Origin of the sequence: Desulfitobacterium hafniense DCB-2 (assembly GCF_000021925.1) — a bacterium.
Taxonomy (GTDB): Bacteria; Bacillota; Desulfitobacteriia; order Desulfitobacteriales; family Desulfitobacteriaceae; genus Desulfitobacterium; species Desulfitobacterium hafniense.
Genome location: NC_011830.1, coordinates 4,961,453 through 4,984,013, shown reverse-complemented (window position 1 = coordinate 4,984,013; position 22,561 = coordinate 4,961,453). Strand labels below are relative to the sequence as shown.

20 protein-coding genes and 1 other RNA gene are annotated in these 22,561 nt (G+C 40.5%); 16 read left to right on the top strand and 5 right to left on the bottom strand.

The genetic code is table 11. The features are described 5' to 3' along the window. Positions 1 to 17 precede the first annotated feature (17 nt). The 3 genes from DHAF_RS23305 to DHAF_RS23295 all read right to left on the bottom strand — a co-directional run bounded on the left by DHAF_RS23305 (position 18) and on the right by DHAF_RS23295 (position 3,558). On the bottom strand, positions 18 to 1,367 hold the full coding sequence (locus DHAF_RS23305) for a YeiH family protein (RefSeq protein WP_011462139.1): 1,350 nt from the start codon (positions 1,365 to 1,367) through the stop codon (positions 18 to 20). Positions 1,368 to 1,752: 385 nt separating this feature from the next. After that, positions 1,753 to 2,118 carry a hypothetical protein gene (locus DHAF_RS23300; protein WP_011462138.1) on the bottom strand — a complete coding sequence of 122 codons (366 nt, stop codon included), beginning with the start codon at positions 2,116 to 2,118 and terminating at the stop codon, positions 1,753 to 1,755. A gap of 87 nt (positions 2,119 to 2,205) precedes the next feature. Continuing rightward, positions 2,206 to 3,558, bottom strand: coding sequence for a YeiH family protein (locus DHAF_RS23295; protein ID WP_015945381.1), 1,353 nt, complete (start codon positions 3,556 to 3,558; stop codon positions 2,206 to 2,208). 359 nt (positions 3,559 to 3,917) lie between these two features. On the opposite strand from DHAF_RS23295, the gene DHAF_RS23290 reads away from it, so the two are divergent. The 5 genes from DHAF_RS23290 (at position 3,918) to DHAF_RS23275 (ending at position 8,469) form a co-directional block, all read left to right on the top strand. Next, on the top strand, positions 3,918 to 4,265 hold the full coding sequence (locus tag DHAF_RS23290; protein ID WP_011462136.1) for a hypothetical protein: 348 nt from the start codon (positions 3,918 to 3,920) through the stop codon (positions 4,263 to 4,265). Positions 4,266 to 4,484: 219 nt separating this feature from the next. Beyond that, positions 4,485 to 5,708 carry a GGDEF domain-containing protein gene (locus tag DHAF_RS23285; RefSeq protein WP_015945379.1) on the top strand — a complete coding sequence of 408 codons (1,224 nt, stop codon included), beginning with the start codon at positions 4,485 to 4,487 and terminating at the stop codon, positions 5,706 to 5,708. Positions 5,709 to 5,767: 59 nt separating this feature from the next. Next, positions 5,768 to 6,118: a transfer-messenger RNA gene (ssrA, locus tag DHAF_RS25490) on the top strand. A 188-nt stretch (positions 6,119 to 6,306) separates the two neighbouring features. Continuing rightward, the gene (locus DHAF_RS23280; RefSeq protein ID WP_015945378.1) at positions 6,307 to 7,008 is read left to right on the top strand and encodes a DUF6338 family protein; all 702 of its coding nucleotides are present in this window, start codon (positions 6,307 to 6,309) and stop codon (positions 7,006 to 7,008) included. Between the two features lie 270 nt (positions 7,009 to 7,278). Then, on the top strand, positions 7,279 to 8,469 hold the full coding sequence (locus DHAF_RS23275) for an IS701-like element ISDha16 family transposase (RefSeq protein ID WP_011459419.1): 1,191 nt from the start codon (positions 7,279 to 7,281) through the stop codon (positions 8,467 to 8,469). Between the two features lie 298 nt (positions 8,470 to 8,767). Here the strand turns inward: DHAF_RS23275 and DHAF_RS23270 are convergent, their stop codons facing one another. Beyond that, positions 8,768 to 10,126, bottom strand: a complete 1,359-nt coding sequence (locus DHAF_RS23270) for an IS1182-like element ISDha11 family transposase (protein WP_015942619.1) — start codon at positions 10,124 to 10,126, stop codon at positions 8,768 to 8,770. Between the two features lie 336 nt (positions 10,127 to 10,462). Here DHAF_RS23270 and DHAF_RS23265 point away from each other — a divergent pair, with 336 nt between their 5' ends. The 11 genes from DHAF_RS23265 (at position 10,463) to DHAF_RS23215 (ending at position 22,234) form a co-directional block, all read left to right on the top strand. Continuing rightward, positions 10,463 to 11,431 carry a caspase family protein gene (locus DHAF_RS23265; protein WP_015945377.1) on the top strand — a complete coding sequence of 323 codons (969 nt, stop codon included), beginning with the start codon at positions 10,463 to 10,465 and terminating at the stop codon, positions 11,429 to 11,431. A gap of 114 nt (positions 11,432 to 11,545) precedes the next feature. Beyond that, positions 11,546 to 12,829: an IS110 family RNA-guided transposase gene (locus tag DHAF_RS23260; protein ID WP_015943123.1), complete on the top strand. Its 1,284-nt coding sequence runs from the start codon at positions 11,546 to 11,548 to the stop codon at positions 12,827 to 12,829. A gap of 425 nt (positions 12,830 to 13,254) precedes the next feature. After that, on the top strand, positions 13,255 to 13,722 hold the full coding sequence (locus DHAF_RS23255) for a TIR domain-containing protein (protein ID WP_015945376.1): 468 nt from the start codon (positions 13,255 to 13,257) through the stop codon (positions 13,720 to 13,722). An 80-nt stretch (positions 13,723 to 13,802) separates the two neighbouring features. Continuing rightward, positions 13,803 to 14,189: a TIR domain-containing protein gene (locus DHAF_RS23250; protein ID WP_015945375.1), complete on the top strand. Its 387-nt coding sequence runs from the start codon at positions 13,803 to 13,805 to the stop codon at positions 14,187 to 14,189. A 341-nt stretch (positions 14,190 to 14,530) separates the two neighbouring features. Next, the gene (locus DHAF_RS25950; RefSeq protein WP_158304537.1) at positions 14,531 to 14,668 is read left to right on the top strand and encodes a hypothetical protein; all 138 of its coding nucleotides are present in this window, start codon (positions 14,531 to 14,533) and stop codon (positions 14,666 to 14,668) included. Positions 14,669 to 14,758: 90 nt separating this feature from the next. Further along, a complete protein-coding gene (locus DHAF_RS23245) occupies positions 14,759 to 15,712 on the top strand; it encodes an Abi family protein (RefSeq protein WP_015945374.1) in 954 nt (317 codons plus the stop codon). 979 nt (positions 15,713 to 16,691) lie between these two features. Beyond that, positions 16,692 to 17,936 (top strand): IS4-like element ISDha4 family transposase, encoded by a 1,245-nt coding sequence (locus DHAF_RS23235; RefSeq protein ID WP_015945373.1) that lies wholly within the window; start codon positions 16,692 to 16,694, stop codon positions 17,934 to 17,936. Positions 17,937 to 18,511: 575 nt separating this feature from the next. Then, positions 18,512 to 19,585 carry a pentapeptide repeat-containing protein gene (locus DHAF_RS23230; RefSeq protein WP_011462134.1) on the top strand — a complete coding sequence of 358 codons (1,074 nt, stop codon included), beginning with the start codon at positions 18,512 to 18,514 and terminating at the stop codon, positions 19,583 to 19,585. A gap of 235 nt (positions 19,586 to 19,820) precedes the next feature. Continuing rightward, on the top strand, positions 19,821 to 20,489 hold the full coding sequence (locus DHAF_RS23225; protein ID WP_015945372.1) for a DUF6088 family protein: 669 nt from the start codon (positions 19,821 to 19,823) through the stop codon (positions 20,487 to 20,489). After that, complete coding sequence (locus DHAF_RS23220) at positions 20,470 to 21,477, top strand: nucleotidyl transferase AbiEii/AbiGii toxin family protein (RefSeq protein WP_015945371.1); 1,008 nt, start codon at positions 20,470 to 20,472, stop codon at positions 21,475 to 21,477. Before DHAF_RS23225 ends, DHAF_RS23220 begins: the two co-directional genes overlap by 20 nt. Before the next feature lie 118 nt (positions 21,478 to 21,595). Next, complete coding sequence (locus tag DHAF_RS23215) at positions 21,596 to 22,234, top strand: hypothetical protein (RefSeq protein ID WP_005815988.1); 639 nt, start codon at positions 21,596 to 21,598, stop codon at positions 22,232 to 22,234. On the opposite strand, the gene DHAF_RS26225 is transcribed toward DHAF_RS23215, so the two are convergent. Next, positions 22,231 to 22,392 carry a hypothetical protein gene (locus DHAF_RS26225; RefSeq protein ID WP_005815986.1) on the bottom strand — a complete coding sequence of 54 codons (162 nt, stop codon included), beginning with the start codon at positions 22,390 to 22,392 and terminating at the stop codon, positions 22,231 to 22,233. The two genes, DHAF_RS23215 and DHAF_RS26225, sit on opposite strands and share 4 nt — an antisense overlap. Between the last annotated feature and the right edge of the window lie 169 nt (positions 22,393 to 22,561).

The following is a 22,561-nucleotide window of genomic DNA, read 5'->3' as shown; positions in this document are numbered from 1 at the left end:
GTCCACGGTGCCTGAGGTTATTGGACCATAGCCCAGTAACCGCCCATGACGACGACAGAAAGAATATAGCCCAGAGGTACATTGACTAAAACCCCGGTGGTAAAAGCGGCAAAAGGTTTCCAGCCCACGGAAGTGAGATCTTTGAAGCGGGTGGTCAAACCGATACAGAGGAAGGTAAAGATAAAGGCCCAGTTTCTTAACTCTTTGAGGGGACCAATCACCTGCGCCGTGATATCTTTGGAAGCAGCGGGATCCGCTCCTGCCACCAAGGCAGTGATAATAATGGAAGCGACAAAAAATCCTAAAACAAATTTGGGGAAACGAGTCCAGATTTCACCGGCATTAGGTTTGGTTCCGTCCTGGCGTTTTTCCCATTTGGTGATGGAGATGAAAGCCATGATGAAGCACCAGATGCCAACGAACATATCCCGCCCTACCACCTTCATAAGGGTAAAGGTTTTGATGGCCTGTTCGTTGATGGAGGCTGCCGCAGCCATGCCTGCCGCGTCGGCGAATTCAGAGGTGCCAATCCAGGCTCCGGCAGGACCGGGGGGAATGTTTAAAGCCTTAATGAAGATAGGCAGAGCAAAGATCATGACAATAGCCCAAACGACAACCAAGGAAATGGCGATGGAAACATGCTGCTTCTCAGCCTTAACGGAACCTCCGATGGCAATGGAAGCGGAGACGCCGCAGATGGAGCCGCCGGCAGCCAAAGTAGCCGCAAAACGGTTATCTAAGCCAAAGAGGCGGGTTCCAGCCCAATAAATGGTCAGATAAGTGGTGACGGCAATAATGGTGGCCTGCAGAAAAGCCACGGGGCCGGATTGGAGAATTAAAGTGAAAGGAAGGGTAGCTCCCATCAGGACAATACCGGTTTTAACAAAGAACTCAGTCCGCAAAGAAGCATCCATAAATTTGGGAAGCTTAATAAAGTTACCGATAATCAGGCCAACGGCCAGAGCCAGCAGGGGAGCTTCCAGATTGAACTTTTTCATGACATCCCAGGAACCCAGGATGGTGACAGCGAGGCTTATAATAAAAACGACGGTAAATCCGGGGATAAATTGACTTAACTTATGACCGAGAATTTTCACAGCAATGGAGAAAAGGACGACAAATAGCAGGTATAGAGCAATAATTCCGCCGACATGAGTGCTGATATAACTTGACGCTTTGCCGAATTCCGAATAACTCGGCACACTGATCGCCAACCATTTCATAGCAGTGCTGCCTGAAGACCAGAGTAAAATAGCCACTAAGACTACCCCTAAACCAAGCCAAACTGCCCAATAATCTTCCTTTTTCCAAAGATCGGACCAACCGCCGGAAGGAGAGGTTGGTTTTTTTGTTTCAACTTGTGCCATCTTAAAAACCCTCCCAAAGTAGTTTTTAGACCTGTTTGCCAAAAGGACTGGATTAGCCTGAGGAATGAAGTGCCTGTCATCTCCTTTCGCCGTGGTTTGCTCAGGTAATATTTGATTTCGTAAACTTAATAATAAGCAATTCCTATGCCAACCAGGTTGCTCTTGTGAAAGCTAGCATAAACAGAGGGTTTCAGGGTGATCGGCCAAGCTGAGGAGGCCATAAAAAAACAGGCCAATTTGTCACAATCAGACAAATTGGCCGGACATTATGTCAGATATCAGGTCATAAAAAGGCCCAAGGGCTGTCAATTGAGAGAAAGCCCTTGGGCCTTGGCGAAGATGGCAGCCTTCCGGCCTGAACCCCAGTGCCAGCGGTTTAGCAGCGCTAGAGGACGCCCCATTTACGGGTATATTCAACTTTAAGGACAAATTCCTTATCCGTAAAACCATGATTCTCCAGGAGTTTGAGGGCCTCATTGAAATCATAAGTTTCCGTTTCCAAAAGGATGTACTCTTTTTTGCCCGTCATCGCCCAATCATTGTGGGCTTCGGTCAGAAGCTCCAACATAGCGGCGATCCGTTCCAAGCGGCAAGCCAAAAAGTCCTTTAAATTGCGGACAGCCTGGGGGCTGATGTGCTTAGCTTTTAAGATGTCTGCTAAGGGCGGCGTTTCCCCGGGTTCCCAGGTTTTCTCATAAAAATAGAAGAAAAATCGTGCCCTTTGTACGCAGGTTTCATTATCTGGGTGCATGCTTTTACTCTCCTTACTTTATATAAACTAGATATAAACTAGCCACAAGGCCTTGCCAGGCCAAGGTGACAGTTTTAACCATGTTGATCACTTGATTGTGGTCCAATAGTTGCCCATAATGACCACCGACAAGAGGTAACCTAAGGGGATATTCACCAGAACCCCTGCCGAAAAAGCGGCAAAAGGTTTCCAGCCCACTGAAGCCAATTCTTTTAAACGGCTGGACAGCCCAATGGAGAGAAAGGTAAGAATGAAGGCCCAATTCCGCAATTCGATAATCGGGTTGATGACATGATCATCGATGGCTTTGGTGGTCACGGCATCAGTGGAAGCGGCTAAAATCGTAATGATAATGGAGGCGATAATAAACCCCAACACAAATTTCGGGAAGCGGAACCAGATATCCGAAGCATTGGGGGTGGTTCCCGAATAGCGTTTTTCCCAGCGGGTGATAGAGGTGAGCGCCATGACAAAACACCAAATGCCGATAAACATGTCACGGCCGACTACCTTCATCAGGGTAAAGGTTTTAATCGCTTGTTCGTTGATAGCAGCCGCAGCCGCCATTCCCGGAGCATCGGCAAATTCCGCCGTACCAATCCAGGCTCCCGCCGGCCCGGGGAGAATGGCTAAGGCTTTAATAGCTAAAGGCAGGATAAAGATCATGACAATGGAGAAAAGAATAACCAGAGAGATGGCAATGGACACATGTTGTTTTTCAGCTTTCACCGCACCGCCGATGGCGATGGAGGCTGAGACACCGCAGATGGAGCCGCCGGCAGCCAAGGTGGCCGCGAAGCGTTTATCGAGACCCAAAAAGCGCGTGCCCGTCCAGTAAATGGTGAGGAAAGTGGCCACAGCAATAATGGTGGCTTGGGCAAAGGCGGTGGAGCCGGCTTGAAGAATCAGGGTAAAAGGCAGGGAAGCACCCATGAGCACAATCCCAAACTTGACATAAAACTGAGTCTGCAGCGCCGTGCTCAGCCAGTAGGGAATCCGCAGGAAGTTGCTGATTAACAGCCCTGCTAAAAGGGCCAGCAGGGGAGTCTCAATATTATAGCGCTTCATGATATCCCAGGAACCTAAAAAGGAAACCAAAATACTTAAGCCAAAAAGAAAGGTAAAGCCTACTAAGAAGCCTTTGACTTCGCCGGTTAAGACTTTGATAGCTGCCGAGCATAAAACAAGCAAAAACAGATAAAGTGCCAAAAGAGAGTTTTTATGAGTGAAGAGATAATCCAGCCCGGTATGATAATCGCTGTAGTCGGGTATTTTCAGGACGATCCAGTTCATAAAATGATTGTTGGTACTCCAAAGCAGGATAGCCAGCAGCACGATGGTCAGACCCAGCCACATGGCCCAGTAATCTTCTTGCTTCCAAAGATCAGACCAGCCGCCTGAAGGAGCCGTAGGTTTTTTGGTTGTGGATACATAGCCCAATGGTTTATCCCTCTCTTTTTCCAGCCATTTAAGCCTATTGTCACATGTTCGTTCGCTGTCGTCAACAAGGGGTGTTGCGAGGGCAAGATATGGCAAGTTTTTTTGCCCTGATGGTCAGATTGGCAGAGGAGAATTACAATTTATGGAGAAGAATACTTATGGATAAAGATATATATTGAGGGAAAATGAACCGCTGCCCAAGCCGCTGTTGTGAGCAGTTGAACTAAGTCTATTTTGACACGGCACCGGAACCTTTTTCAAGACGTATTGAAAATTTTGGTTACAATGTTTGGACCTCAGGTTATGGCATTGGGAATATCAATGGTAATAAGAGTAAGAATGTAAAACAGGAAAGAGGGATGAAGATGGATCATTTAAAGGATAACCTAAACAAAATGGTCGATGCCGCGAAAGAGCGCATTGACGGCGCAGTGAAAAAGACAGAAGAGTTCTTGGATAAATCTGAGGTAAAAGAAAAGGTTGAAGGGATTAAAGATTTGGCTGAGGATAAAGCTGAGGTTATAGCGGGGCGGGCGGAAGGAATTAAAGATTACATCGAAGATAAGCTGGAAGGCGTGCTGGAACGTGCCGAAGAACTAAAAGATGCGGTAGAAGACAAGGCTGAAGGAATTGCCGATAAATTAGAAGACCAAGCGGAGAAATATAAGGATAAGATTGAGGGATTGTTAAAGAAGAAACAGCCTTGAGGAACCACCTTTTATATAGTCTATAAGAAAATAAGTCTACAAAAAATGCCATTTCAACCAGATAGGTGATGTGGCATTTTTTGCTTTTTATTTACAAAAATATTCTTTTTTCCGCAAAGCCCCTTTTTGTTTATGTTTTTTTAGCAATAATGTAATATATTAAAGGTGAACTTTTTTTACAAATAGGCTAGCTAATCCATTAACCAAAGGATGATGCTGATGATTGACTTGCAGACCTTATTTATCATGACGATATCTGTTCATTTTGTCATTGCCATATCGATGCTAATCTACTGGAAAACCCAAAAAACCTATCCGGGATTCGGCTATTGGGCCATGTCTAATGTGGTTGCCGCAGCATTGTATGTTCTTACTGCAGCCAGACCGATCTTACCTGTTTTTGTATCCATAATCGTGGGTAATATCGCAGCCATACTCGCGATAATGATTCGGTATGAAGGAGTCAGAGCCTTTACCGGCCAAACCGTTGCGACGAAGAAGAGAAATATAGTGTCTTTGCTTAGTATTTTCATCATCTTGGTTTATTTTACCTATGTCGATGATAATCCCTTAATGCGCCTGTTCTTCCTTACGATCTGGCTTATCTATTATGGAGGATGCATTGCCATTGGCATTCTTAAAGGAGGAACGATCTCTCACAAATTAACACCATGGATTATCTCCATATCCCACGTTTTTTGTGGTATTGTTTTAGTATTCCGCAATATTGTCTGGTTCTTGGATCCTTCTGCCCGCAACGCTCTTCAACCGGTATTCATTAATATTATGCTTGCTTTTACAGAGCATATCATGGACGTCATCGTGGCGATGGCCTTCCTGATGCTCAATAGCCAGAGATTAGCCCAGGAACTGTTTGAATCCCAAAAGGAGTTAGAAGATCTGGCAACAACAGATCCACTGACCGGAATAAGCAATCGTCTTAAACTTAACGAGCTTGGCAATAATGAGATGATACGTTCACGAAGATTAAATCACCCTTTTTCAGTTATTGTCTTTGATATTGACCATTTTAAAGAGGTTAACGATACCTGCGGCCACCCTATCGGTGACAAATTACTTGTTGAATTAACCCAAAAAATCAAAGCTGAGATCCGGGATATTGATTTTTTCGGCCGTCTGGGCGGGGATGAATTCGTATTGCTCTTTCCGGAAACCTCCATCCAAAAATGTCATGCTGTTGCGGAGCGATTGCGTCAGGTTACCAATGATGTTGCCCTGCAATTTGAGGATATAAAGGTACATGTAAGTATTAGTCTGGGCATTGCGGAAATGACTCTTGAAGACTCCACTATAGAGGACCTTCTGAAACGTGCCGACGAAAATCTCTATAAGGCTAAACACTCAGGCCGGAATATTACCTTTGGCAAAGACGATTCTTTGGAATTATTATCAAAAATATCTAAAGAAAAGCTGGAAAACTAAGATGTACCGCTATCTTTTATGCAAAAAAATGATATACTATGTATTGTAAAACAACACAAGGGGGCGTTTTAGACTCGCTCGGGGAAGCGGTGGCAAGAGTTGCGCGTCGAGATTCCACCTGGTCTCGTTAAACGGTGGACCTTAATAGTTAACAACGATAATTACGCTCTAGCAGCTTAATTGCCGCTAGCATCCTGCCTTCTTAGCCTACGATGAAGGGTCAGGGTGTCAAATTAGTAGGACCGCTCTAATGACAATTCTCGGAGTCATTAGCTAAGATTATCGAGATAGCCTCGGAAGGATCCTGCCTTCTGGAGCCCATGAGGCGAAGTTTAAAGAGAAGGATACACGCGTAGACGCTTTTGTGGCAGCTCTTCGATACAGGGGTGCAATTCCCCTCGCCTCCACCATTTATTTACAATTATTTAAATTTTATCCATACTGCATTGGTATTGTAATATTATAGACATAGCAAAGCCCTCTCTCGCTTGGTGCGGGGGAGGGCATCCTTGATTTGGGTAGCTTGAGTTTATGAACAAGTTTAATGTCAGTAGTACTAGACTTCTATGGTATAATTAGATTGAAGGGAGTGGCCTTTTTGGACAGTTTATTCTTTATAATACCATTTGTTTTCCCCGGTATTTTTATTAGAATGGTTTATGATAGATTTCACCCTGCATTAAAAGAGGAACAATCTCAATATAAAGAGATTGTTCATGCATTTTTAATAAGCACTATTGTTATATTTGTTAACACGTTAGTTACTAAATTTTTGTTTAAGACTAACATAATGTCGGTGGGAAGTTTTGAAACTTATATTTCAGATTTCAGTAATTTGGTTAATTTCTTTTTAACTACTTTTGTTTTAAGTATCGTCGGAGTTCCGGTGTATAAATGGGTTATTGATGATTTCTCGGTAATGTTGATTAACATTTACCGAAAAAGAAGCAATTTGCCTCAAGAAACTAAGCATAGCTCTCCTTGGCATGCATGCTTTGAGAATAAAGAATTTTCTCTAGCGAATAGGCCTGTCGGATTTTTTAAAAACGATGCTCTTATTGCTTTTGGTTATATTGAAGGCATTCCAGCGGCAGATAAAGAAAAAAAGGATTTTATGTTAATTAATACATGGTTGAAAGATTTGTTTGAAAAAGAACTGGAAAAAAATGAAGGTGAAAAGCTATTTTATATAATTGAAAGAGAGTATTATGATATTGAAAGTGACATATTAATTAAGTTTTATAGCAAAGAGCCATTGATGAAGTATTTAGAGGATAATGATTGTATCATTTCTTCGTAGGTGGCTTAATTGGAACATGTCCCGGGCTTGTCATGTGTCCACCATCTCTGTGAGTAACTGGATTACTCGTAGGTGGTGTTGGCCTTGGAGAAGGTTTTTGAGTTGAGTTTTGATCCGACATGCTTAATACCTCCTTGTTAGTAAACTTTAAAGCTATAAATGAGCAAAAATGCTTCCATTGTTTTTCCAAAAATAAAAAAGAGACACTCTGCTTCCTTCTGTGGTATAAAATAAGTCTACCACAACCAATCCATCCCAAGGAGGAAGCCAATGTCTCATAGCACTATCTTACCAAAAAACGAAGCAATGTTCAATTTCTTTAAAAGCCATCGACTGCCCTTATATTTCTCAAAGCCTGTTTTACGACATATTCAAGAATTTATTGTAGCGGCCACGGCTAAAGGATATCGTGGTAAGATAGTCGACATCGCGGAGTGGAGTTCGGTTCATCGAACCTCTATTGGTCATTTCCTCTCTCATGGGGTATGGGATGAATCTTATATCCAGAAAATTGTTAAACAGGAATCTCTTCAATTTGTCGTAGCCCACTCCCAAAAGACGGAGCAGCCCATCTTTGTGATTCATGATGATACTGTTTGCAATAAGACGAAACCTTCGTCACAGGCACAACGTCCCATCGAGCAAGCAGATTTCCATTTTTCGCACTTAGAGGGTAAGAGTGTTTGGGGGCATCAGGTTCAAGCAACCCTTGTTCAATGCGGTGACCACTCGCTCATTCATGATGTTCATCAATACGATAAAACCAAGCTAAGCAAAATTGATGACGCTTGTGAATTGGCTAAAACCATGCCGATTCCCCCTAAGTCAGGCTATGCCTTGGTTGATTCTTGGTATACCTGCGCCAAGCTGATTAACACCTATGCTGCACGAGGATACCAGCTGATTGGAGCTCTTAAAACCAACCGCATTCTCTATCCCCAAGGGATTCGTGTTCGTCTCGATACCTTTGCCTCCTATGTGAACCCAAAGGAAGTTCACCTTGTGACCGTGAACGGTTCATCCTACTGGGTTTATCGCTATGAAGGGGCTCTAAACGATATTGAGAATGCCGTAGTGCTGTTTTGTTGGCCTAAAGATGCTTTTCAGGTGTCTAAAGCCTTGCATGCCTTTTTGTGCACCGATGTTTCATTAGAAACACAAACTATTTTGGCTTACTACAGTAAGAGATGGCCCATTGAGATCTTCTTTCGGCAAGCCAAGGGAAATCTTGGTTTTAACGGCTACCAAGTACGCTCAATCCGTTCCATCGAAAGATTCTGGGCTCTACTTTCTTTCACTCATTTGTACTGCACCATGGGTTTAGGGAAGCCGCTGCTCTTTGGTGAAGGATTGCGGAAAGTCCGAAAAGAGGTAAAAGGGCAATACATTCGATGGATTTATGAGTGTAGTAGAAATGGAGTGCCTTTGGAAGATGTTTTAAAACGTCTTAAAGCTGCATAGGGGGAAGTCTAATCCCTCCTCTGTAAATATTTGTTATGAAAAATGCTCGTTTATAGTTTAAAGATTGAATCACTGGTGTTTTCTATAACTGAGATTCTATGGATTAAAATGGTTTCCTGCTTTTCGACAAAAAGTTGCAAATATCGGGAAACAAAGAAATCCTTCGCTATATTGATGTATTAAAAATCCCTTTTCCCTGTTGTTTTACCAATTTTTATGATATATGAGTTAATTTCATAATGTTAGTCCGAAAATAAAACAGACTAACAGAATTTCGGAATTTCCGTTTTTTAAAAAACTAAGCGGCCATACTCGTTGACTTATTTAGGCGATCGACAGCTAATTTGCATAGGGTATAGGCCAAGATTGAAAACTGAAAATCTACTTGGGCACGTTTTCCACGATGACGGATATTGTTGAGCTGGAAATACTCCTTGAGATACGCATTGACTCGCTCTACAGCAGTTCGTTGTTTGTAAAGTTCAAAGTAACGGTCACTTCCCCTAGCTGGTACAGTGTATTTTCTAGGATCTGATGAAACCTTCATCTTAAACACCCTTTGACAGGTATTGCTTTCCCTAAGTGAACACTCCTTGCATTCCTTGGGTTGAGTATATTTTACAGTGTCATAGCATGGATCATAGCTGTCGTAGCGGTATGAATAACCCTTCTGGCATATTGGACGAAAATATTTATCTTTGCCCTCTGGAAGTTGCTCATTTCGTCGATTGTAATCAATCAGCGCTTGTGCTCCTATACTTCTAGCTTGCTCGTAAATTGGAGCATAGTCATATCCTGCATCCGCAAGGATATGGGAGGGGTTCAAATAAGGGTGCTTTTCACTCAGAGCTTTAATTAGAGGAATGGCCATTTTTCCGTCATTTATATTCCCCGAAGAGAGTAAGGAGCTTAAAACGTATTGGCCCTTACAATCGACAAGGAGGTGCCCTTTGAAGCCATACCAGAACACGTTTTTACCTTCTGAATTCTTCTTAATACCCCATTGAGGATCAAGTGGGATGTGTTGTACTAATTCTGTAAAGCTGTAGGGAAGTTGATCTTCAATCTTCTTTTCAAATATGGGGCGATTCTTTTCTAGCTCCTCCTGTTCTTTGAGCCAAGCCTCGCGTTCTGCTTTGGGCTTTCGACCACGCTTTTTGGGAGCTTGCTCAACCACTGTTTTTTCCTTCTTTTTTTCAGGCTTGCGATCTCTGGCTTCGATATGGGTAGCATCGATTGCAACAGCACATTTCGGACCGATAAACCCTTCTTTGAATGCCTGAAGCACCAAATCATCCTGAGAATTTGCCAAGGCAGAGGAATCTTGGATTTTCTTAATCATCCGGCAATAGGATGCTTCACTAGGAACAGAGTCAGCAAGAGTGAATCCACAGTCGAATCGAAACTCTAAGCTGTTCTTTAACCGCTTACGCAAATCCTTAATTGTAGGGATTCTTTCAATTACTCGAATGATTAATGAGTAGATCATAGCAGAATAGTTTAGTTGAGTTGGGGCTCCAAAGATAGCCTTTTTAGAAACTGCATTGAGTAAAGGAATAATGTCCAAAGACCCAAGAATTAGAGAATATGAATCTCTTGGAGAAGTTTCTAAAATTTCCTCCAAGGAAAATAGACGTTCTTGGCGAATATTAAACATCAGGGAGTACTCCTTTCCCACCTCTCGGTGTTTGTGTTTTGGACGACTACAATTTCGAGATGTTGGGGAGGTACTCCTTTTTTAGTTGTCAAAAAAAGTAGAAATATCAATGGGTTCAAGTTATGAAACTAATTCATATACTAAAAATAGTCCGGTGAAAGAAGAAGGAGACTATTTAGACAATTTCTAAGAGACATGGTAGTTATAATACTTGGTTTACTAGTTTGACATAACGCGAAGTCTACCAAGTACAGTTTGTAGCAAATATGGGAAACGGGGGGTAAATGATAATTACAAATAGATTAAACATTCTATTGTGACGAACAGGAGGTAAAAATGAGAAAGGCTTTATGTGTCGGGATTGATAGTTACAAATGTTTGGAGGATTTGCACGGATGTGTTAATGATGCTAATTCGGTTAAATCCGCCTTGGAACGCAATGGGGACGGCACATTGAATTTTGATGTGAAGCTTATGTGTGCTACTAGTGAAACATCATATATTACTAGGGCTGAGCTAAAGGATGCCATTGATGCACTATTTAAGAGCGAGTCAGAAATTGCAGTTTTCTATTACGCTGGGCATGGGTCGATTGATGCGTTAGGCGGTTATCTGTGCACGAGCGAAATAAATCGTCCTGATGAGGGGCTTTCACTTAATGATGTTATGGGCCTTGTGTCAAGGTCAAAGGCTCAAAATAAAGTCATTATTCTTGATAGCTGCTTTAGCGGAGCAATTGCTAATCCAATTGAAATGCCGAATTATTCAATATTACATGATGGAACAACAGTACTTGCTGCTTGTGGAGAGTCAGAATATGCCACAGAGGAAAACGGACACGGAGTCTACACATCATTGCTAGTAGAGGCACTATATGGTGGAGCTATGAACTTGCTCGGAGAGGTTTCTCCTGGTAGTATTTACTCTTATATTGATCGATCGCTTGGGGCCTGGGAACAGCGTCCAGCATTTAAAGCCAATATTAAAAGTTTTGTTTCATTAAGAAAAAACGCACCACCAATTCAAATATCAGAGTTGCGTAAGATAACAGAATTTTTTGTTTCGCCATACGATGAATATAAGCTCGATCCAACATATGAGCCTGATAAACATGAAGCCGACATTAAGGATGTAATTAAAGAACATGAGACTATTTTTGCGATTTTGCAACGATACGTAAAACTGAACTTAGTAGTTCCAGTTGATGCTGAGCATATGTATTATGCAGCAATTAATCACAAGTCTTGCAAGCTGACTGCACAGGGACAACACTATTGGAATCTCGTGAATAAAAATACAATATAAGGAGCATTCCTGTAGTAGTTAAAAATGAGCTTTGTCAAAAAGAAGACCTCACGTTACAATTTGAAAGGACTGTTGGCCAACAGAATCCAATCAAAATAACGGAGGTCATCCCAAATGAATTTTACACAAAACGAGAAACTAAAGCAACTATCCGAAAGAAGTATTGTCATCGGAGTGGACATCGCCAGCGAGCTTCATTACGCAAGGGCTTTTGACTGGCGAGGAGTCGAGCTGGGCAAGGTATTCAAGTTTGAGAACAGCGCTGAAGGATTCAAGAATCTCTATGCATGGATTGAACGTATAAAAAGGCAAGCACAAAAGGACAGCATTGTGGTAGGGGCAGAGCCAACCGGCCATTACTGGTTTGGCCTGGCATCATACCTAAAAGAGCAAAACATAAAGTTAGTACTCGTAAACCCATTCCATGTAAAGCGTAGTAAGGAGCTTGATGACAACCACCCCAGCAAAACGGATGCTAAGGATCCCAAAACCATCGCTAAGCTGGTCATCGAGGGTAGATACAATGAGCCCTATATACCGGAGGGGCTCTATGCAGAACTACGAATAGCGGTGACTTGCAGGGTGCGTATACAAAAGGAAATGAACAGCATAAAAAATCGTATTCAGCGATGGCTGAAGATCTACTTTCCCGAGCATGAAACTGTGTTTGGAAAGTTTGATGCCACGAGTAGTATGCTCGTGTTGCAAGTCGCTCCGCTACCTAGGGATATTGAGAGGCTTGGAGTAGAAGGAATAAACCGAATTTGGAGAGACAACAAATTGAGGGCAGTCGGAATGAAAAGGGCTAAGAGCCTGTATGAGGCTGCTCAGAAGAGTATTGGTTGCACCGAAGGAGAGTCTTGTTCCCGAATGGAAATCCAGCTATTACTCCAAGACTATCACACTAAAACGGCACAATATCAGGCAGTCACTGAAACCATCGATGGATTGTGCCGCCAGATACCCGAAGTAGCCAAGCTGCTTGAAATCAAGGGTGTAGGCCTTGTCACCGTGGCAGGTTTTCTCTCTGAAGTTGGGGATATTAAACGCTTTAATTCTCCAAAGCAAATCCAAAAACTCGCAGGGTTGGCCTTGCGAGAGAGTAGCTCAGGTAAGCACAAAGGGCAAACCACAATCAGCAAGCGAGGCCGAGCGCGGCTGAGGGCGATTCTATTTCAAGCGGTGATGCCGCTCGTCGCCAAAAACGCAGAGTTCGCAGAGATACACAACTACTATACGACCAGGACCCAAAATCCTCTGAAGAAGAAACAATCGTTAATTGCCTTAAGCTGTAAACTGATCCGGGTATTCTACGCCATATTAACAAAGGGTACAGACTACGACCCGAAAAAGCTCATTATGGACATTCATCGTCCGGTTGAGTATTTAGCAGCGTAATAGAAAGAGAAGTGAAACCATAAAAGAAAACAGTCTGTGGTTAGCGTCACCACAGAAGTGAACAATCCAGGTAACCTAGCAAGACAAAAGAGCTGGTAGTCAGTCGCATAAATTTCCATTAGAGCAAGGACTCGGTTGAGGAGCATAACTGACACCCAATCATGGATAGGTGGAACGAAGGAATTTAGGGCAGGTTTATAATCTTGACCCTGTTAGACATGGGAGGTTTACCACCGTGAGAATAATGGGTTTACAACGGCCAACATATGCCAAATAGCAGACGTTTGCTTTGCCATACCCGAATTCTCTGAATTAGGCATTCTATGCAAATTCTATCCGTGATGAGCTAGTTTGGTTAGTTAGGAATTCTATGAAAAAGCGAGATATTCAAAGAAAATCCTAAGATATTATAGGGAGGTTAATTAGTGAAAGTTTTTATTTCCCATAAAAATGAGGATTCAGCTCAAGCAGTAGTATTGCAAAACGCATTTGCAAAAAACGGCGTTACATCATATCTTGATGTCCTTGACAGCAGCATTAATAGTGGAGGGAAAGCCCTTACTGATCACATTAAGGAAAATTTAAATACATGCACTGACATAATTGTGATAATGACGGAAAACACCAAATACTCTTGGTGGGTTCCTTTTGAAATAGGAATGTCGGCGCAAGTAGATCTACCAACTGCTAGCTTTCTTAAATCTGATGTTGTTTTGCCAAGTTACCTTAGTTACTGGCCTCGCCTAAAAACTACAGCTGATGTTGATAAATATGTAGCAGTCCGAAAACAAATTGAACGACAAATGCAGCAACAAGGACGCTATGAGTTATCAGAACGACGTGCAACAGAAACTAGAGAGTTCTATGCAGCATTGAAGAAGGAATTGAGGTAAATTGGCAACTTTGGAACTATATTATAATTATTACCATTATCGAAAGACTGTAAAATGTAAACTATTGGGAGGGATTAGCCGTGATTAATATATTCATACCACATCGTTGGAATAATAGCGATTATTCGGAAATCAGTGCACTTCTAGATCGTACAAAATTCAGCGTAAGAGATTATTCAGTGCCGAGCAGCTCTCCATTTGATAGTATTGATCGGAGGTACAATGTTGATCCGCAAATTCAAAAGCAAATCAAATATGCCAGCGTAGTAATATGTTCAAACCGACCAGCAAATAACTCTGGAATGGCCATGGATGAAATCAAATATGCAATTGACATAGGAAAACCTGTAGTAGCAGTTAAAATAACCGAAAGCACTAGTTCGAGTATTACTGCGTTAGGCATAACAGTTATTGCAAAAAGGAAAGATTCTCTGGAAACATGGATCTATCAAAACGCAAAGGTTTGAAGTAAACCATGTTTATGCCCACAAAAGATGTCATTTTAGATGTGTAGCCTGTTGATTTTGAAAAGCACGCTCTGCTAATTTTCGGCAGCAAATCTAAGGTATGGATAATTGCCTGTTCGAGCACAATAAAATTATCGAGGTAAGTGACGGAAATCATCAAACTGATGGTTGATTGAGTTTAGTTTGATGGGTGTTACTTACTAAACTTTAGTAGAGTGTGTTCCGCACCAATTTATATTACAAAATGGCGGATTTCCATACATCCTGGATTCTCGAAAACACGTACGAGGAGGCCTTAAACCCGCATAGACCGATGTGGAATATGAAGCGGAAAAGAACGATTGGCGGTGGCACTGCTAAGAGTATTACAAAGTGCAGACGATCCGCAAGATTATCGTATTCCCGATGCCGATGATGATTTAGAAATCGGCTATGAGGGTTTTCAGCTTAAAGGTAAATTCGTAAAACAGGTATATTGACAGGGCTAATTAGCATACTATATAATTAGGTTAACGATCAGGCCCATGTTCCTTCCGAGGACTGGGCTATTTTTATTTGAGGTGTAGGTAATGAAGCCATTTCAAACTTACCGACAACAAATTAAGATTCTTCGGGCTAGAGGTTTATCTATAACCGGAGAACGAGCCATAAAGATTCTCGAAAGAGAGAACTATTATAATGTAGTAAACGGCTATAAAAACTTGTTCTTAAAAGTGGATAAAGAGGGCAAGTTTATTGAGCCGGAAGAATTCATTGATGGTGCTTCGTTTGATGAGATCTACAAGCTTTATTTATTTGACAGGGAATTAAGAAATATTCTGCTGAAGTATTTGCTGCAATTTGAAAATAGTATTAAAACTAAACTTTCCTATCGTTTTTCAGAAAAGTTTAAAAAACCTCATGCTTATCTTCAGATGCATAATTATTCTAATAAGCCTGATCAATTGGAACGCATACTTAAATTGATTGCTACTTTATCGACATTGATATCTAAAAATTCAGATAGAAATAATTCTTTGAAGCACTATTTGGATAATCATGGTGGAATACCTTTATGGGTTTTAGTAGGATATTTAACTATTGGGAACATATCGAATTTTTATATGGTATTAGATGATTCTCTGAAAGACTTAATTGCGAAAGACTTCTCGAAGGAGTTTAAAAAGAGCTATAAGCAACAATTACAAATCTCTTCTGCCACCTTAGAGGATGTTCTTAAAGCGGCAAATCTGTTTAGGAATGTATGTGCCCATGAAGAGCGAATGTATAATTTTAAGCTGTATAAAGCTCCGCGAAGTAGGCATAATTCTAATTTGTTAAGCATCCCAACACCGCATTTGGAGGGGACTGTATTTACCATGGTTGCTTTTCTAAAGTTAGTTTTGCCAAAGCGAGATCACAAAGAATTATTAATTAACCTCAGGAATCTGTTTTTGAAATATCAAGCTAATTTCAATTCGATTCCATTTGATCAAGTTCTCATGAAAATGGGTTTCCCCCAGGAATGGGAATCTTATTTTTAAGATAATATACTTTACAGATTTCAAAAACTGACCTTGTACTGCAGGGTTTTGAATAGTGTAAGGTCGCCTCCACCAAAATGAACGACGGTTGATGTTTTGAAACATTCTTTTTGGAATGTCTAAATATTAGTCGTTTTTTTATGCCTCAAACCCCTTATTTACCTGAGTTGAGCTTAGTCCTGTATTGAAGAATTGCCGCAAAGTAATTATCTAAAAACAAATTTGCACGCACGAAAGTGAAAAAGACGATATTCGAACATGTTTGTCTAATTTTCTTTTTGTTCCTGATTGTCATAAAATGAGCGTTCATAGGCATTGGGTGTTCTATAGCCCAATGCCTATGAACGCTCATTATAAAATTCAATATACTTACGATACGCTGTTTGAATTCACCTAGTGAATGGTAGTTAGTACGATAAAGTTCTTCCTTTTTATATACGAAATTTATAGACGAAAAAAATGATTCCATGACAGCATTATGATGAGGCCTACCCGAGTTTTTGATTCCTCAAATCGTACTAATGCTTATGGGCTGCATTTACTAGAATATTGAAGGGCTTGGTGATATTTGGTATAATTGGGCAACAATTGATCGTATGCCTGTCCATTCAAAGTAGATTAACCGGAGTAACTGTGCAGGAATTTTCTTGGATAGTTTCTATTTATTTGGGTTGTTTTTTTAAAATGTTATACTTGTACATTATCAGAATATATCACACTTTTTGGAGAGGGATGATTAGGATGGCTGATTGCACTTTTATACTTAAACTTTAAAATTATCGAAAAATCGCATGGTTTTACTTCCTCTTTAAGACAGTAGCGTTGCATAAAAGCATCCGCAAAAAAGTCAAATTCTATATTTCCTAAAAATCAGCGAAATAACCTCAAAGTCACCCGATATTCCTGATTACTCCTGTAAGACCCTTATAATAAGAGATAGGTAGTCCTTGCCCAAATCTCAAATTATAAGGAGATCAAAATGCAGGACAAGGATACTACACAATCCACATTTACGCAAGTGTTTCAGCCGTTTTTTTCTAAGGATCTTTGGAAAAAAATTGATCAAGAAGTTCCCAACCTCGATCAAAGGAATTATAAACTTAAAACAAATCAGCTCACTCTCCTTATCAGCCACGCTCAACTTCAAGAATACAAGGCTTTAAGAAAGATCAGTTCAAACGTTCAAAGCAACGATTTCAGTGAGGCAATAGGCTTAGAAAGCATTAGTCATAGCCAGATTTCCCGTCGGTTAAGAACCTTACCCATCAAAGTTTCAGAAATGCTGTTTAAAGGTGTTTTAAACAAAGTTGCTCAAAAGAAAGGGGATGGCAAGATTCAACAGCGTCTTGGAAAGTTATACATGATTGATGCATCTGTTATCAGTCTATGCCTTTCCCGTTTTCCTTGGGCCGTATTTCGGAAGATTAAGGCCGGTGTTAAAATGCACTTGCGCTTAAGCTTTGACGAAATGGCTATTCCAGACGAAGTCATTATTACTCCGGCAAAGACAGCTGATCGAAAGAAGTTGGATGAGCTCATTGTTGTGGACAAGGATGCTTTAACTATTTTCGATCGGGGTTACATTGACTACTTGCTGTTTGATGAGTACTGCGAAAAAGAGATACGCTTTGTTACTCGCCTCAAAAACAATGCGGTCATCGAGTTTACAGGTGTTGAACGCCCTGTCGAAGAAGAAGGGAGTATTGAAGAAGACGTTGATATCATTTTAGGGACGGGTACTCGCAAAATGAAGCATACCCTTCGCGAAGTGACCATCGATGATAACGTCAATGAACCCTTTACCATCTTGACCAATGACTTTGACCTAAGTGCCGAGGAACTAGGAGAGGTCTACCGGTATCGCTGGCAAATTGAATTGTTTTTTAAATGGCTTAAGCAACATGCTCAGATTAAGCACTTTTACGGCACAAGCGAAGCCGCTGTGATTAATCAAATTCGCTTAGATCTGATGACCTATTGCACTTTAATATTGCTCAAACTTGAAGTGGAGCACCAGAGAGACTTACTAACCTTGCAAAGAATGCTAATCGCCTGTCTCTATGAGAGCTATGATGAATTTTTAGGAAAACTCCGACGGCGAAGAAGAAAAGGTTCAAAAAGGATTAAGCATGATACGATCTACCAAATGACAGACCATTACATCATGGCCGAGGAAGACACAGAATGGTTAAATGACTTAATCTATGATCCCGTAATTTTGTAAGATATATGTGTAGAAATGTGGAAAAGGACTATCTATATAGTTCAATGCTTTTTTGGACTTTCAAAGAGAACTCCATATGGTTGTATACACCAATTGAGGTAAATAGTTGAAAGTAATGCAGGGTGAACTTTTGGGTTGACAATAAACTTATTAACTTAATGCAACGCTACTGGTGAAAGATAATAAAAAATTCATTTCAGTTAACTTCCGAAAAATTTGTAGTAAAGGATTCCCCGGTATATTGGCAGATTTTATTAAAATAAAAGTAAATGCTGACGTGAAAATTTGAAGTTGGAGGAAAATGGATACGCAGGAATTGAAGATATAATCTATCATATTATTCGATGTGGTTTGGTTCATGATTACGCAATTGACCAGTCTATTAGGTTTATTGATTCTACTCAGATTGGAAATTGGGAAGAGGGGTTATTTTTTCTTCCCCAATCAATTATTATAGGACTAAATAGATGTGGTTAAAAGCAGCCTTGAGTAGCGATAAAGTGTGGCGGTTATGTTCACCTGACTTTTTATTGCAAGTGAATAATGAAAAAAGCCCCGTAATTGGAGAGTGAATTATGACACAAGATTTTTTTGTTGAGTTATTAAAAAGTGGCGCAAAACAATGGAACGAATGGCGCAAAAATCATCCTCACCAATCACCAGTATTAAGAAATATTGACTTTACAAGTGAGTTTCCTGATGAGACCGAATTATATCATTTGCCTCATTTTGATGATGTTGATTTTTCTCATGTAGATTTACATATGTCGTCATTAAGGAATGGCTATTATTATGGATGTTGCTTTGACGGCGCAAAAATATCATTTGCAGACCTGGTTGATGCATATTTCTCAAATTGTACATTTCGAAATGTAAACATGCGTGTAAGTAAGGTTGGGTCTGCTACATTCAATAATTGTACATTTGAAAATGCCGACCTTTCCTATTGTTCTGCGGAGGATACATCTTTTAAAGGTTCTCAGTTTATCAACGCCAAATTAGAACACGTAAGTTTTATTGCTAACGATTTTTCCAATACAAAATTGACAGGGTGTTTTGTTTACGGTATTTCTTCATGGGATTTGAATTTAGAAAATTCAAATCAGGAAGATTTGATTATTACGAAAGAAGACCAACCGATTATAACTGTTGATAATATAGAGCTGGCGCAATTTATATATCTGATGATAAATAATGCAAATTTGAGAAATATCATTGATACGATAACATCTAAAGTGGTATTGATACTGGGGAACTTTTCCGAAGTAAGGAAAGCTGTCTTAGATGAAATAAGAAGTAAACTAAGACATTATAATTACATACCTGTAATGTTTGATTTTGAAAAACCAGCCTCTCGAAACTTCACTGAGACGGTATATACTCTGGCACACATGTCACGATTCGTTATTGCAGATTTAAGCAGCGTAAGAAGCATCGGACATGAGCTTGCTATCATTGTTCCCAAACTCCCATCAGTAACTTTTTATCCTATAATCCTGAAGGGTGAAAAAGAATATGGCATGTTTAATGATTTGCTTATATATCATTGGGTAAGACCAATCAAGGAATATCTGCCTAATGGCATCAAGGAAGTTTTAGAGGCTATAATAGATGATCAGGCTAAGCAAAAGGAGGAATTATTAGATTGACTTGGTGGGATTCGAACGGCCGTTAAGTCACCGCTCCTTATCCTCTCCATAGCATCGCGTCTTTTCATCTCCACCAAAATTTTAGGCAGTAAAAAGATACCATGCGGGCAAATCCGCATGGTATCAGACTTTTGAGGGCATTGACGGATTGACTTTCATTGCATAAAATGATATTATAATGGCAAAAATACAGGGTGTAATTTATTGTCATAATATCATTTTAGGGAGTGAGAATATGGAACAGACAGGATATGGGGAACACATTGCCCATACAGTCAGAAATGTGCCTTATGAAACGGCAATCCAAACCGAGGATATCGCCGGAGAGCTGGCTAAGAAGTTTGCGCTTCCATACAATCACGCAAAGACCATAACCAATGTTAAGCTGAAGCGGATGGCGGACAAGGGCGAAATTGAACGGCTGCAAAAAGGCATCTACTGCCATGTGAAGCAAACCTTTTTCGGAAAGGTCACGCCCACCGCTGACCAGGTGCTGTTAAAAACACTGATGGTTCAAAACGGAGCAAAAATAGGGTATGAATCGGGTGCTTCCCTGCTCAATAAGCTGGGCTTGACAACCCTGATCCCCCGTGATATTGAAATCACTACGAACCGTTACGGCGCCAAACTGCCGGAAGGCTGCCACATCAAATTGCGTAAGCCGCCCATGCCCGTGACGGATGAGAATTGGAAGTACCTTCAGTTTATCGATGTGCTTATGTATCTGCCGGATGCACATACGGATGCGGAAAAACCGGAAGTATTACTGCGGCAACATGCTAAAGAACAGCAATTAGATTACCTTACTCTGATTTTCACGGCACGCAAATATTACCCGCAGAAGATTGTGCTGCCGCTTATTGACCTGCTTATGGAGGTGGAAAATGAAACTGCATCAAGATAAAGAAGCGTTCAAAGATATGCTCGCTGACGTCAGTAAGAGAAGCGACATCCGAATCGACATCCTGGAAAAGGATTATTACCTCACCCTGCTTTTATGGGAATTATCACAAAAGCAGGGTGCGCTTCCTGCCTACTTCAAGGGCGGTACCGCCTTGTATAAAGCTATCGGTCGCATGAAACGCTTTTCTGAAGATATTGACCTGACGGTTGAAATACATGACTGTTCGAAAAGCCAAGGCAAAAAGCGTTTAGAGACAGCGACCAATAGCTATACGTCTCTGCTGCGGACAGCAGACAAATCAAAAGAAAGTAATCAACGTGGCACCATAACCAGCGTCTATGAATACGATCCCTTGGTCACTTTTGACGCTGATGACTCACTCCAGCGCTTTGGGTATGTGAAAATAGAAGCGACATCCTTCACCATCAGCGAACCGGTTGAATCCCTTGAAATTTCACCCCTGCTCTTTTCGGAGGCAACCCGGCAGCAGCGAGAGGCTATCGAAGCCAAGTATGAGGTGAGACCGTTCGCCATCAAAACAATCAAGCTGGAACGGATTTTCGCAGATAAAATATTGGCGGCTGAGTTTTATTATCAGCGTCGCATGCTGTTTGATGTGGCAAAACATCTTTACGATCTGACCACCATGATGGAGCAGGACAGAATACAGACCTTGCTGGCCACGCCGGAAAAATTGATTGAAATGCTTGCTTATAAGCGCAGAGAAGAAAGAGAAAGAATCGGAAGCGACCTTGCGGAAAAATCGTTTTCTGAATTCCGGCTGTTCGAGGCAATTGGTGCAGATGAAGAACTCTCCACTGCATTTTCAAAGATGCAAGATATTTATGTGTTTCTTAAAGAGGACATTGTTTCACCAATACAGATGTCCATGCGCATGAAAGAACTGTATCAGACATTGCTTAAGTTGGATGAAAACCTCGAAATGACACAAACTGCCGATGGAAATATGGGGCTAAAAATGAGTTGATATCACAGCGGCAAAGAAAAGAAGCCAAGGAACTATTCTTGGATGGTTAAACCTATGATATACTAATAATTGATATAATCGCACATAAACGAACATAAAAGACATGGAGATTGTATAAATGCAAATAAAAGATTATATTACAATAACAATTTCATCGATTGCTTTGCTTTTTTCATTTTGCAGTGTGTTATTTACTTTTTTGAATTTTAGAAGAACAGAAACAAGATTAGAAATTGAACAGTTGAAATTTTCTCCTAATCCTTTAGCAACTAAGGTTCGACCTAATATGTTATATTTAGATGGAATACAAAATCCAGACTTGTGGACTGTTGTTCCTATGTTTTATTTGATTATATATGTAAAAATAAATAACTTGAGCCACACAGGTATTACAATAAGTAATTTTATCATTAATAATAAATTTTTAGTTTCAAAGCTTAACACAGTAGAGATAGAAAAAGAACTGCCACTTAAGTATTTTGCTAGTAAAGAATCTGAAAGTAGAGATTTAAAAAACTACGGGCATGCAGTTCCGATGTCCTTTACTGCCTTAAGACATGATGATTATGATTTTATAAATGTAGGCAATAGAATAGAAGCTAAATCTAGTATAGAGGGTGCAATTATCATTCCAGGAAATCAAAGTTTATATGTTGCTGTTGATGAAGGAATAAATAAATTGACGATCGTAACGCCTGATAAAAAATTTGATACTTATATAAAAATTGATAAAACGGTCATCCCTAGCAACAGTTAATTTATAGATGGTTCACTCTTTTTTGCATTTTTTCGTTTGCCATTTTGATTTTCCTCTATTGTTTTTATATGAGTCCTTAAAAAAAGGGCATAAAAAGCGGGGGTATCTTCGTTAAAAGAAATTCCCGCAGTTTCAATTAAGTTATCACCAATGCTCATTACTCATAATGGCATCTTTATTACCTAACTTCTCAAAATCTTAGGTAATAAAAGATGCCATGCGGTCAAACCCGCATGGCATTAGTTATTTTGGGGTATTTGACACCTGATTTACCTTATAATTTTAGAGATGGCATCGGCAGTTTTTCTATACGGTAGGGAGTCGCAC

What these genes read in the sequence shown, in the direction of transcription:
- DHAF_RS23220 (WP_015945371.1), top strand. Translation starts at nt 20,470, where the DNA reads ATGAAACTGCATCAAGATAAAGAAGCGTTCAAAGATATGCTCGCTGAC.
- DHAF_RS23285 (WP_015945379.1), top strand. Translation starts at nt 4,485, where the DNA reads ATGATTGACTTGCAGACCTTATTTATCATGACGATATCTGTTCATTTT.
- DHAF_RS23215 (WP_005815988.1), top strand. Translation starts at nt 21,596, where the DNA reads ATGCAAATAAAAGATTATATTACAATAACAATTTCATCGATTGCTTTG.
- DHAF_RS23265 (WP_015945377.1), top strand. Translation starts at nt 10,463, where the DNA reads ATGAGAAAGGCTTTATGTGTCGGGATTGATAGTTACAAATGTTTGGAG.
- DHAF_RS23260 (WP_015943123.1), top strand. Translation starts at nt 11,546, where the DNA reads ATGAATTTTACACAAAACGAGAAACTAAAGCAACTATCCGAAAGAAGT.
- DHAF_RS23300 (WP_011462138.1), bottom strand. Translation starts at nt 2,118, where the DNA reads ATGCACCCAGATAATGAAACCTGCGTACAAAGGGCACGATTTTTCTTC.
- DHAF_RS23270 (WP_015942619.1), bottom strand. Translation starts at nt 10,126, where the DNA reads ATGTTTAATATTCGCCAAGAACGTCTATTTTCCTTGGAGGAAATTTTA.
- DHAF_RS23235 (WP_015945373.1), top strand. Translation starts at nt 16,692, where the DNA reads ATGCAGGACAAGGATACTACACAATCCACATTTACGCAAGTGTTTCAG.
- DHAF_RS23225 (WP_015945372.1), top strand. Translation starts at nt 19,821, where the DNA reads ATGGAACAGACAGGATATGGGGAACACATTGCCCATACAGTCAGAAAT.
- DHAF_RS26225 (WP_005815986.1), bottom strand. Translation starts at nt 22,392, where the DNA reads ATGAGCATTGGTGATAACTTAATTGAAACTGCGGGAATTTCTTTTAAC.
- DHAF_RS23305 (WP_011462139.1), bottom strand. Translation starts at nt 1,367, where the DNA reads ATGGCACAAGTTGAAACAAAAAAACCAACCTCTCCTTCCGGCGGTTGG.
- DHAF_RS23275 (WP_011459419.1), top strand. Translation starts at nt 7,279, where the DNA reads ATGTCTCATAGCACTATCTTACCAAAAAACGAAGCAATGTTCAATTTC.
- DHAF_RS23230 (WP_011462134.1), top strand. Translation starts at nt 18,512, where the DNA reads ATGACACAAGATTTTTTTGTTGAGTTATTAAAAAGTGGCGCAAAACAA.
- DHAF_RS23245 (WP_015945374.1), top strand. Translation starts at nt 14,759, where the DNA reads ATGAAGCCATTTCAAACTTACCGACAACAAATTAAGATTCTTCGGGCT.
- DHAF_RS23290 (WP_011462136.1), top strand. Translation starts at nt 3,918, where the DNA reads ATGAAGATGGATCATTTAAAGGATAACCTAAACAAAATGGTCGATGCC.